Origin of the sequence: Microcoleus sp. MON2_D5, assembly GCF_036701905.1 — a bacterium.
Taxonomy (GTDB): domain Bacteria; phylum Cyanobacteriota; class Cyanobacteriia; order Cyanobacteriales; family Microcoleaceae; genus Microcoleus.
The window spans coordinates 1-12,408 of the sequence record NZ_JAUBRM010000134.1; the positions used below are offsets into that span (position 1 = coordinate 1).

Here is a 12,408-nt window from a genome sequence, read left to right on the forward strand (position 1 = left end):
ATATACTCTGATTTGAGCGCTATTCGACCTGAACTGCCAGGGACGGTCGTCGGATCATACCTCAATTCAGCAACGCCAAAAAGGATTACCCGGTTCCACTTGTGCCAAAAACCACATCTGTTCCTCGCCAAAAGAGAGAGGCAAATTCTGGTTGCGAGAAATCACTTCGATTGGAGAAAGTTGTAACCTTGAGTTTGTTTGAAGTTCTGTTTCTATTTGCTGGGCTAATTCGGCTATTGTGGGTGCTTCAAACAAAGAACGCAGAGACAATTCTATTTCAAGCGTATTTCGGATGCGAGAGATAACTTGAGCAGCTAGTAAGGAGTGTCCTCCGCATTCCAAAAAATTGTCATGAATCCCAACTCGCTCTAATCCTAAAATTTCCGCCCAAATTCTTACCAGCACTTCTTCAATCGGAGTGCGAGGAGGAACAAAAGGCATTAACTCAAACTCTCGCTCCAGTTCCAAAACATCTGAGTTATAGACAATATCGGTTACAGTTTCAATATTGCTATTTGACAGTTCATTTGTGATTTGTCTAGGTGACGGTAGCGCTTGACGATCCAGTTTGCCGTTGGGAGTTAGCGGCAATTCTTTCAGGACAACAAAGTGAGAAGGCACCATATATTCGGGCAACTTCTGTTTTAAAAAGTTACGGAGGGTACGGGTAACGCTGCGTTGCAAAACTTTCAAAATTTCTGTTTTTCTAGGAGATAATCTAAGCTTTGTTGGATGATAATTTGCTGTGTTGGCTTTAGCTCAAACTGAATCCCAGTTCGCTGTTCTTCTTGCCATACTACTTTACCTTCTACCCACAAAAATTGAGCATTTTCTGGTAGCTGTATGTGCAAGCGGACGCGACTACCTCGCTCTAAAATTTCTGTCATTCCTACTAAGCTAATACCACCCATTGAAATGTCTTCGGTGGTTACTTCTATAGTACGATTCCCATCAAATCCAACCAAGCAAGGACTTTGATAAGGTATCCGTTCCGGTATGAGATTAGAGACGATGTAGGCGACTAAACGCTTGTCACCCGGTACGTCTTCGCGTGCGATCGCAACGGCTTGTCGCACATCAGGATGTTGTTGCAGTGATGCTTCAATTTCTCCTAATTCGATGCGGAAGCCGCGAATTTTCACTTGGTGGTCGATGCGACCCAAAAATTCGATATTGCCGTCAGGTAAGTAACGGGCTAAGTCACCAGTTTTATAGAGGCGAGAACCTGATTCGTTGCTAAAGGGGTTGGGAATAAAGCGATCGGCAGTTAGTTCGGGTCGGTTGAGGTAGCCCCGTGCTAAACCAGCACCGCCAATGTATAGCTCTCCGGGAACACCGATCGGGACAAGCTGTTTTTGGGCATCTAGAATATAGACCTGCGTGTTGGCAATGGGCCGACCGATGGGGGGTGGCTCGTTACCCCCTTTTTTCACTAAAGTATATGTGGAATAGGTGGTGTCTTCGGAAGGACCATAAAGGTTGAAGACCTTTTGCACTGTGTTGTGTTCATACACCTGCTGTACGAGTTTATTGGGAAGGGGTTCACCCGCCAGGTTGACGGTGCGGACAGAAGAAGGTATGCCGTCCATTCTCAATAACTCAGCGATCGCAGAGGGAACTGTATTGATCAGAGTGACATCTAGAGCGGCGGACAATGCGGGCAAATGCAATGCGTTCTCTGCCAGAATGACTTTGCCACCCCAGCTTAGGGGAACAAACAGCTCGAAGACTGACAGATCAAAGCAAATAGAGGTTGAAGCCAAAACTCCAGCAAGATCGTCTGGATTAAAGACTTGTTTTGCCCAATCCAACAGAGCAACTGCATTGCGATGCTCGATAGCCACTCCCTTGGGCTTACCAGTAGAGCCCGAGGTGTAAATGACATAAGCAAGGTTATCGAGCTTCACCTCACTGATTAAATTTGCCTCGCTCTGTCGCTCAATAATTTCCCAATCTGTATCTAGGCAAACGATACGTGCTTGATGTTTGGGAAGAGATTTCACCAACCGCGCCTGAGTCAGCAGCACTGGCACTGAGGAGTCTTCTAACATGAAGGCCAAGCGCTCGTGTGGATAGGTTGGGTCGAGAGGAACATAAGCACCACCGGCTTTGAGAATTCCCAAGATTCCCACAATCATGTCAAAGGAACGTTCGACGCAGATGCCTACTAACACTTCTGGCCTTACTCCGATTGATCGCAGGTAATGCGCCAACTGATTCGCTTTTACATTCAGCTCTCGGTAAGTTAATTGTTGTCCTTCAAAAACCACCGCCACAGCATCCGGTGTACGCTCCACTTGAGATTCAAACAGTTGATGAATAGCTCCACCTTTCAAATGATCGGACATTTGATGCTTCCTCTAAGTAATTATACTAAGTGACTGATTGTAAGGGATTATCTAGAACTTTCACTCTCTCTGCAATGCTCAACTAAAAGCCTTTGTGTTTAGCGAAAAGCTTGACAGGTTCGAGCTAAGTTTAAAGCTTACTCTTCTGTCCGCTATTTTTGGGATCGGTGCTACTAAATATAGGTTACTCCAAATTGAAAAAAAATCACAAATTTAGGACCGATCCTAAATTATTTACTACCTTCAGAATCAACCAAATAAAATCTACACTAGGGAGCTTGAGTTTTGGCGATTTTGCTGATTTACGGGAATCTCAATTATGAACTCCGCACCTTGACCTAGTGCTGAAACGCAGTTCAGTTGTCCGCCATGTTTTTCAACCACAATTTGATAACTAATAGACAACCCCAAACCCGTTCCAGAACCAACGGGTTTGGTTGTGAAGAATGGGTCAAATAGTTTAGTACGCACTTCTTCTGTTACGCCAGTTCCATTGTCAGCAATCCGTATTCTTATCCAATCGCAATCTATTACTTCAGTCACGATAATAATCGTACTAGAGTTTTTCTTAATTTGTGTTTGTGGCCGATTGCGATCTTCTAACGCATCGATCGCATTAGTAAGAATGTTCATAAATACTTGATTTAATTGACCTGGGTAACACTCTACTAATGGCAGTTTTCCATACTTTTTAATTACCTGAATTGCTGAATGAGCAGCCTTTTTATTCAAACGGTTTTGCAAAATTAGCAGCGTACTTTCAATACCCTCATGTATATCTACGGATTTCATATCTGCTTCATCTAAACGGGAAAAATTTCTGAGTGACAAAACGATTTCGCGAATACGGGTTGCTCCCATTTGCATTGAAGAAATTATCTTAGGTAAATCTTCCTGTAAGTATTCAAAATCGATTTCTTCGATATAATCTTGAATCTCCGGCTTAGGACTATGATTGCTGTGTTTGTAGAGATCAATTAAATGTAATAAGTGTTCGCTATATTCCTTAGCGTGGTTTAAATTACCATAAATAAAGTTGACTGGATTATTTATTTCGTGAGCAACACCAGCAACTAATTGTCCCAAACTAGACATTTTTTCAGTTTGGATAAGCTGTGCTTGAGCTTGCTTTAGTTCATCCAAAGCTTTTTGTAATTTAATTGCTTGACCTTTTAATTTATCATTTTTTTCGCTTAGTTCAAATGTGCGTTCTTCCACCTTTTCTTCTAGCGTGCGGCTGTATTCTTCTAAATTTTTATAAAGCAAAGCATTCTCTAAAGAAATAACTATTTGCGTCGAAAGGATTTTAAGGATTTCTAAACGAGCAGGTGTAAATGCCCCAACAGTTAAATTATTCTCTAAATAAATTATGCCAATGAGTTTATTTTGATTAATAACTGGAGCACATAAAATGGATTTAACTTTAGCTTTAATGATATACGAATCTTTGACAAATATTCCCTCTTTTGCGGCATTATTTAAAACAATATTCTCTTTAGTTCTGGCTACGTAATTTATTAAAGAAACGGGTAAATTTTGGCTAGTATCTATAGATGTCGATGGCCACAAAGTTATTTTGTATTGTTCTACACTACCAGTCGCTTTGAGCGTTAAATTACCATCGGTTTCTAAAACAAGGCAGCTAGTTTGAGCGCCAGCATTTTCCATTAAAACTTTTAGTAATTTATCCAAAAACTTATCAAGTACAATTTCGCCAGCAAGAGCTTGCGATGCTTTGATAATAGTTGCTAAGTCTAAAACATCGGCTTTAGTTCCTACGCTTGAAGAACTTGTCGTAACAGTTAGTTCTCGCCTAGAAGTTTCATTAGAGGTTAAAGATAGTAATTGCGGATATTTTGATTCCAAATCTTTTACTTTTGCTATTGCTCCCCAACGAACATAGCAAGAGTATGATTCTACTAAATATATTTGAGCTATTTTTTCTCTTCCAAGACTGCGATAAAATTCTGCTGCTCTTTCATTCGCTAGTGCTTCTTCGTGAATATAGCCTTGTTCTTTTGCTCCTTGAATTGCCAGATCGTAATATTCCATTGCTGGCAATATATTCCCTAAAATTTTAGCTTTTTCTGCTTCTACTAAATAATATTTGTGTTCGTAATTCATCGGAGCATATAACGACCATTTTTTTAATTTTATTTGGTTTAATTCCACTTGTTGTAGGTCTATCTCTCGCTCAATTTCTCCTATCGTTGAACATTGTGCAAGTAGAATCATAGAATAGTAAAAATTTTGTTCGCTTGTATGTAATAGACCGGCCAAATAACCAGAATATTGCTCGGCTAGCTTTGCATAACTAACTGCTTCTGCGTAATTTGGAAGTAAATATAAAAATATTGATTTGGAAAGATACGTAGCAAAAAGTAATGCACCATTATTCGATTCAATAAAACTAGCTAGCATTACTTCTTCATCGAATAAATTACCGAGCGCTCTACATTCATTGTCGGCCTTATTTAAAATTTTCAAAACTAATTGTCGCCAAATTGTAATAAAAACGCTCAAGTAATTTTGTTTTAAATTAACTAATAAGTTTGTGTAAATAGTTTGTTTAGCACAGACTTCATTTAGATGCTCGCCTACAAAAAAAGAATAAACTGAAGTGTAAATAGCCGCGTAACCAGCATACTCTAAATCGCCACTTTCTAAACCATATTGAACAACCTCTTGTAAAGGTTCTATGGTTTCCCTCACATGGCTTACCCAAATTTTAATATGATTATAAAATACTGAATATACTTTCGCTTTAACTTCTTTTGCATTCAATTTTTCTAGTAAATTTATTCCTAGTTGACCGAACTGATACCCACTTTCAATATTATCTATTGAAGTACAAAGGAGCAAGCCATGAAAACTATAAGCGAAAGCAGATAGTGCTGAATTTCCATATCTAATACAAATATTGACCATCGTAAACACGATCGGTGCTAAAAGTGCTGGATTCATTACAAAGGCAGGAGTTATCGCTTTAACTAATATTCGCATGGCTGCAAGTTTATCAGGGTCAGTCATTTCTGGTAAATTGCTTAAATTACCAATATCTAATTCTTCAGGCAATTTTTCAACTAAAAATTCTCCTAGCATTTTCAGCACTAACAACGATGTGTCAAGTGCTGCTTGCATCTGATTGAGAGAAATATAAAATTGAATTTTTATTTCGTATGTTTTGACTTTTTCTAAAAGCGAAGTAGCTTGTTTTAAAATAAAATCCCCAAGGGAAGTTGATTTTTCAAAGTTACCATTTAAATATTCTACTTCTACTGCTTCTATATGCAGAGAAAAAGTTAATTCATAATTACTATGCCAGCTATCTTCAGCAAGTAATTCTAGTCCGCAATTTAAGTATCTCTGCGCGAGTTCATAAGCTGCTGCTGCCTTTGCTTTCCGCGCAGATAACAGATTTAACTCAGCTAGCTCTTGTTTAATTTTTTCACTTATAATTAACTCTGTAGCTATATTTAAGTGATTAACAATATCAAAAACTTTATCTTCTATTTCTGTTGTTTGAGTATTCTTTAGCAATAGTTGACCGACTTTTAAATGAAGTTCTTTTTTTTGCTGTGCTGGAATCAAAGAATAAGCGGCTTGTTGAACGCGATCGTGCAAAAATTTATACTCAATATTTAGAGATAAATTACTTTGATTTTCGGACTCATCAACTAATGCTAAGTTTGTATTTAAAACATTAGCTAAAGGAATTTTATAAGCACCGCTCAAAGGGAAAATTAAATCTTCTTGAAGTGCTTGCCAAAGCTCTGTTGCGGTAGATGATAAAGATTTTTCATTGACTATTGCTAGATCGTTTAATGTAAATGTATTACCAATACAAGCTGCTACTTTTAAAACATTTTGCGTAAAAATAGCAAGCTTTTCAATTTTTTTAACCATTAGCTCAACAACATTTTCTGTCATTTTAACTTGTTTAATTCGCTGAATATCCCACTGCCATTTACCAGCATTTAGATCGAATGAAAGTAGGTTAGCTTGGTAGAATATTTTAAGTATTTGAGTTACAAAAAAGGGATTGCCCGCCGTTTTGTTAAAGACTATTTCTGCTAAAGGTAAGGCTCTTTCTAATTCGCAGTGAAGCGTGTCTGCAATTAATTCATTAACTTGAACAGTATTTAAAGCTTGTATATCGATCTGATTTACTTTAACTTCCGCTTTTTGAATTTCATTCAAAAGTAACGTCAATGAATGAGTTTCGTTCACTTCGTTATCTCGGTAAGCTCCAATTAATAAAAAGTATTGACTATCTAATGACATCATTAGTAGCTGGAGTAATTTTAATGAGGCAGAATCAACCCACTGTAAATCGTCTATGAAAAGAACTAAAGGATGTTTTTTACTGGTGAAAACACCCACAAACTTTTGAAATACTAAATAAAATCGATTTTGTGATTCTCCAGATTCTAATTGAGGAACAGGTGGTTGCTGCCCAATAATTAATTCTACTTCAGGCATGACTTCAATAATAACTCTGCCATTTGTACCCAAAGCTTTTAATAACTTATTTTTCCAAATTTCGACTTTTTCTTTACTTTCAGTTAATAGCTGTCGAATCAAGGTCTGAAAAGCTTGAATTAGTGCAGCATAAGGAATACCGCGTTTAAATTGATCGCATTTTCCAGAAGTAAAATAACCCTTTCGCCGCACAATTTGTCTATCAATCTCATTAATCAAGGCTGTCTTGCCGATTCCTGAATAACCGGAAACAAGTATCATCTCACTCGTACCTTGACTGATTCTTTCAAATGCAGCGTTTAGGGTAGCAACTTCTAGAGCGCGGCCATAAAGCTTTTGGGGTATTTGAAATTTAGCAAAAATATCATGCTGACCGAGAATGAAATCTTTAATTCTTCCATTGGTTTGTAGTTGAGTTAAACACGCTTCCAAATCTGCCTTAATTCCATAAGCACTTTGATATCTATCCTCAGCAGTTTTGGCTAATAATTTCATCACGATATCAGATACTACTTTCGGGATAGTTGGATCTAGTTCATGCGGTAAAGCAGGTATTTTGGCAATATGGCTGTGAACGAGTTCCATCGCATCTGTAGTTTGAAATGGCAACTGTCTAGTCAGCATTTCATAAAATGTGACACCCAAAGAATAAAAGTCAGTACGATAATCAATCGCGCGATTCATTCTACCAGTTTGCTCTGGAGACATATAAGCCAAAGTTCCTTCTAATCGATCGGGATTGCTGGCTAGATATTTTTCTTGCATCAGAAGTGATGCAATTGAAAAGTCTGCGATCTTTATTTTTAAGGTTCCCTCGTTAATAAGGATGTTATCGGGCTTGATATCTTTGTGTATAATATTTCTTCTATGTACTTCTTCTAAAGCTTTAGTTAATCCAATTGATATTTGCAAAAATACAGATAAATCTATAAATTTACCAGTTTGAAAAAAGTTTTTCAGTGAATTACCGCCAAAATCTTCTAAAACTATAGCTATATAGTTGTTAGATTTCTCTATGCTATAAGCTTTGATAATGCCTTCTGAATCTAAGTCTTTCAGCAATTCATACTGATGTTTAAATACATAAATGTCTTGACTGGAAGGATATGCTTTTTTAAGGATTTTAATAATAACTGGTTGACTATCTCGAATTCTTCGGGCTCTATAAACCAGGGTTATTAAACTATCGTGAATTTTTTCTAAGTATTCATAACCTGCAATAATAAACATGGCTTTTTCCGGGTTGTTAGCAGAAAGTTTATAAGTTTTATTAATTATAATTTATCGCTCTTAGTTTTGCCTCAGTAATTTTACGGTTTCGAGCCTCCAACTTAAATCTAATTTAACGTGAGTTCGGTGGAGTGCGATCGCTTGGTTGACATAGTTGATGGGTGGGCGATCGCTTCAGTGACGGGCTCTGCAGGAGTGGGCGATCGCTTCATTTGTGCTGGCATCAAATCTCAAATCTTGAGGAAATTAATAATAAGTTAAAACTGTTAAAATGTAGTGGATTCTGGTTGAGAAATTTTAAAACTTTGAAATCCGATCTTTGCTTTTTTGGCATTTTCCTAAAGATATAGCACTTCTTCAATTGGATAATAGTTCTTAACGAGCTACTTTGCTCTCGAACACTCAGCCAGAAGAAGCTGGATTTTTCTGGCTTTGTACCATTCCTCTATCTGAGCTGGTGTCTGAGCTTGCTTTAGGAGGTCATCGCTGGGCAAGCTGGCTATACGTTGGGCAATTTGCTCGCCTATTTCAGGGTTTTTTCGATGCATTAGGTAACTGGGAGTAAAGTGGGAAAAACAGGGCAAAAGTAGCTCCGGTCGTTTACTGCCCAATTGTAATCCCTAATTTCAGAGCCGGATTATTTGCCCACCGCTGCGCTACGTGAGTATAAATATAGGTTGTCCTGGGGTCTTTATGCCCCAACAAGTCCTGCACTTGCCGCAGTTTTGCCCCAGCTCGCAGCGCCAGCGTTCCCGCCGTATGTCTCAAACTGTGGGTTGATATCGTGCGCCCCGGCGTGTGTTTGAGCCCTGCTTCCTTTAAATATAGAGGAAACTATAGCACCTAGCTGGTATCGCTTGCTCTCTGTGTAAGAGAGGAATAAAAAGGTTCCTAACATAACAAAAAAGTCAATAGAAAAAAACCAACTAATTACTTTGCCGACCGTTCTCATATTACAACCTTTCCTGACTCTAATTATCCTTGCTATGTAAGGAAATGATTAACAAACATTCATAGCTCGCCATGCCTGTTGCAATCAAGTCTCCACCAGTTTCGTAGACAGCCCCGCCCATTCACCACCACCGGGAGTCACCCCGACGATGTACGCATCGATGTTGGTGTTGCCCACTCGCTAAACTTGCAACTGCGATAGGTTCTGCTCCAACACGCTCACTAAGTTTTGAAACCGCTTTACTGTTTCCCGTTCTTCTTCATCGTGCCAATCTTCTTCTTGGGTGGCGATCGCAAAGAAATCATCAACCGTCCCCAGTTCTACGGGAGCATCGGGTGAATGTTCGGTGAGTTGCAGAAGTTTCGCCGGGGTGAGTTCTCCCTGTGTCTGCCAGCTAATGATCTCGAAAGGAGCGTCGGTTTCGCTGAGGAAGACCAAACCTTCTGAAGCTTGTTTGAGTTGCGTGGCGATCGAGTCGGTCATGGTGGCTGTTGGTTAGCTGAAAACAAGGCTTAGAGATTTTAAGGATTGGTTGACTTGGGGCGAACGCATCCATCAGCGCTGGCTGAATAATCTTTCACAAGTGTAAACCATCGTTGCCTGTAGGTTTTGGTGTCTCAGCAATTCTAGAACCGTCCTGATGTCGCAACCAGGCTCTAGTAACTGAGTAGAAGCGGTCAAGCTTGAATGTATGCTGAAGTTTTACCAGGCACTCGTCGAAGCACGATGATGCGATGGCTCAGGTGGCGTTTGGCGAGGTAGCGCGAGCGACGGATAGCCTCAAAGAAAGTAAAATTCGTCAGTTAGTTTACCAGTTGCGAATGAAGTAACTTCATGGCTGATAAAGCATCTGATTTACTCCTATTATTATTTAACATAAAAAATTAGAGAAGCTAGCAGTATGACAACAAAGATTTTATGTCCGGGATGGGACAATCTCTCTAAGAAGCAAAAACAGCTTGCAACAAAATGGATCGAATCGCTCATCAGCTTCAGAATAACTACGACCCAATTATCTGATTCTCTTTTCGACGCACCTTCAGATAACTCCTTAAATCCAATAGATAATGCACTCAAAAACTTTCAGTTTGAGGTGGTAGACTCTTCAAGTACCTCGGAAGGAATTAATATTACAGAAATTATTCCACCAGGAGCATTTGGCCTCAAAGAAAAGCCTCCTGACGGTTTCCCTCAAGTAGTCTGCCTAGTTAATTGCTGGAGGAAAGGTCATTTGGACTGTGACAAAAAGTGTACTTAAGTAGGCTTATGATTCAGTACCTTATTATTTTTTTAAAAAATGCAACAACCGCTTTATGAAGGCTTGGCAGAAACCTGTTTTGAGGGTGCTGTTTTTCAAGGAATAGCTTTTACTAGGGTAAACCTTGAAAAATCAAGGTTTCATCAGGTTAATTTTGGAATTAAAGTGAGCTGGCAAGTTTTTTTGCTTTTTGCGACACTACTGTTAGCTAGCTTAGCTGGTTGTTTCCTAGAAGCAGGAAGCTTACTAGCAACTGGATTATTGACGACATCTTCATTACCTTATGGGGTTTCGGTTTTACTTTCTTTAAGTATCACATTATTTAGTAGTATACGAAAAAACTTTGTTCTGGGGACTATTATAGGTATAGGAGCCTTGCTACCACTTCTATTATTATCGATCACTCTGCCTTCCCAAACGGGTAGACTTGACATGAGTGTTCCTTTCTTTTTAGGCTCGGGAGCCATAGTTCTAGTTTCAATAAGTATAGAAATTGCCACTTTATCGCTAATTTTATTGAGAGTTTCATTAGACTCTCTTGTGGTAGCTGCTGTAAGTACATTTCTCCCAATGCTTGCAGTAACTATTATAAGTGTAGCCATAACGAAAGTAATGCCCATCGTAATTGTAACTATTGCAATTTCCTGGCATCTTAGCCGAAAAGCACTCACTTGTAGTCCGGGCGGATTATGGAGGCTGCAAGCAGTAATAGCAATAGTAACAAGAGGAGGAAATTCCTTTAAGGGGGCTAACTTAACTGATGTAGACTTTACTGGTGCAACGCTTAAGTTTTGCGATTTACGAGAGGCTAATCTTACTCGTACTCGTTTCTATCAAGTTAAAGCGCTTGATTATGCTCGTCTGGACAATACCTACCTCGCCAATTCCCACATTCGGCAACTCGTTGTCACGCTCAACGGACAGTCTCAAAACTTTGATGGCTTGAATTTGGAAGGGGTGAACCTGCAAGATGCAAATCTGCCAGGTGCAAATCTGCAAGATGCCAGTTTTATTGGAACAAACCTCAACAACGCTAATTTACGGAATGCTGATTTGTCCAGAGCCATCCTGAAGCAAGCCCAACTCGATGGTACAGATATGACGGGAGCAATTCTCACGGGAGCTTGTATCGAAGATTGGGGGATTACAGGTTGCACCAAGCTAGAGGACGTGCAATGCGACTATGTATTCATGCGCCTGGAAACCAAAGATAATCCCAACCGATTGCGAAAACCGGATAACTGGGGAGAAATCTTTGCTGAGGGAGAGTTTGCAGATTTCATTAAACCTTACGTGGATACTCTAGATTTGTACCACAGTCAGGATATTGACCCCCGCGCTATCTCCATTGCGCTTAAAAAGTTATCAACCAACCATCCAGAGCAAGAGCTACGGTTTGTGGCGATCGAACGGCGGGGCAACAATGGCTTGAATCTCCGGTTTACAACAGCACCAGGAGCCGACAAATCTGAGTTAAGCCACGAGTATTTTACAGATTACGCTCGAATCAAGAAGGAATGGCCGATCGCCCTTCAGCTACAACTAGCCGAACGAGACGCTGAAATTCGTACACTTAAGGATACGATTGAGCAGTTTATTGAAACAGGTACGCATCACTCTAAGATTCAAGCAGAAACAATTCAAATCATTAAAGGAGAATTAATTGTGACTCAGAATAAGGGAATCAACATTCGTTCAGGCGGTGGCAACATTGGCGACATCAGCGGGTTAGTGGGTGGTGATGGAGTCGTTAATTTGGGCACGATTAGTGGAAATGTGACCAACACTCTCAATCAATTGCCCGATTCCTCGGAAACCAATGAACCCAACATCAAAGAACTGCTGACACAACTCCAACAAGTCATCGAAAATGATTCCGATTTATCAGAGCCTGACAAAACGGATTTATTAGAGCAGGTGCAAGCTTTAGCAGAAGCTAAGCAAACAGAGGAACCTGCTAAAAAGGAAGGGCTGACACGAAAAGCGAGGAAGATGTTTGAGGCAACATTGAGCAGTTTGCCCCAGACGGCCAGCATTGTAGAGGCGTGCAGTAAGTTATTGCGGGTGCATCTCACTTTTGCAAATATATGAAAAAAGCGCCAAAATGAAAAAGCTAGTAAAACTGTGAAAAAAGATGA

The 12,408-nt window shown here is 39.6% G+C and carries 4 protein-coding genes and 3 pseudogenes; 2 read left to right on the forward strand and 5 right to left on the reverse strand.

Translation table 11 applies throughout. The features are described from left to right. Positions 1-66: 66 nt before the first annotated feature. The 5 genes and pseudogenes from QUA47_RS28380 to QUA47_RS28400 all read right to left on the reverse strand — a co-directional run bounded on the left by QUA47_RS28380 (position 67) and on the right by QUA47_RS28400 (position 9,495). On the reverse strand, positions 67-693 hold the full coding sequence (locus QUA47_RS28380) for a phosphopantetheine-binding protein (protein WP_333433235.1): 627 nt from the start codon (positions 691-693) through the stop codon (positions 67-69). Beyond that, positions 690-2,327 (reverse strand): annotated as a pseudogene (locus QUA47_RS28385) (amino acid adenylation domain-containing protein); the annotation flags it as partial. The pseudogene QUA47_RS28385 and the gene QUA47_RS28380, both read right to left, overlap by 4 nt. A gap of 285 nt (positions 2,328-2,612) precedes the next feature. Then, a complete protein-coding gene (locus tag QUA47_RS28390) occupies positions 2,613-8,060 on the reverse strand; it encodes an AAA family ATPase (RefSeq protein ID WP_333433237.1) in 5,448 nt (1,815 codons plus the stop codon). A gap of 600 nt (positions 8,061-8,660) precedes the next feature. Beyond that, a pseudogene (locus QUA47_RS28395) lies at positions 8,661-8,870 on the reverse strand (tyrosine-type recombinase/integrase); the annotation flags it as partial. Positions 8,871-9,096: 226 nt separating this feature from the next. Continuing rightward, positions 9,097-9,495, reverse strand: a pseudogene (locus tag QUA47_RS28400) (nuclease A inhibitor family protein). A 418-nt stretch (positions 9,496-9,913) separates the two neighbouring features. Here QUA47_RS28400 and QUA47_RS28405 point away from each other — a divergent pair. Continuing rightward, complete coding sequence (locus QUA47_RS28405) at positions 9,914-10,270, forward strand: hypothetical protein (protein WP_333433238.1); 357 nt, start codon at positions 9,914-9,916, stop codon at positions 10,268-10,270. Between the two features lie 612 nt (positions 10,271-10,882). After that, positions 10,883-12,361, forward strand: coding sequence for a pentapeptide repeat-containing protein (locus tag QUA47_RS28410; RefSeq protein WP_333433239.1), 1,479 nt, complete (start codon positions 10,883-10,885; stop codon positions 12,359-12,361). The last annotated feature ends 47 nt before the right edge of the window (positions 12,362-12,408 follow it).

Coding starts and splice junctions, on each gene's coding strand:
- QUA47_RS28390 (WP_333433237.1), bottom strand. CDS start 8,060: ATGTTTATTATTGCAGGTTATGAATACTTAGAAAAAATTCACGATAGT.
- QUA47_RS28405 (WP_333433238.1), top strand. CDS start 9,914: ATGACAACAAAGATTTTATGTCCGGGATGGGACAATCTCTCTAAGAAG.
- QUA47_RS28410 (WP_333433239.1), top strand. CDS start 10,883: ATGCCCATCGTAATTGTAACTATTGCAATTTCCTGGCATCTTAGCCGA.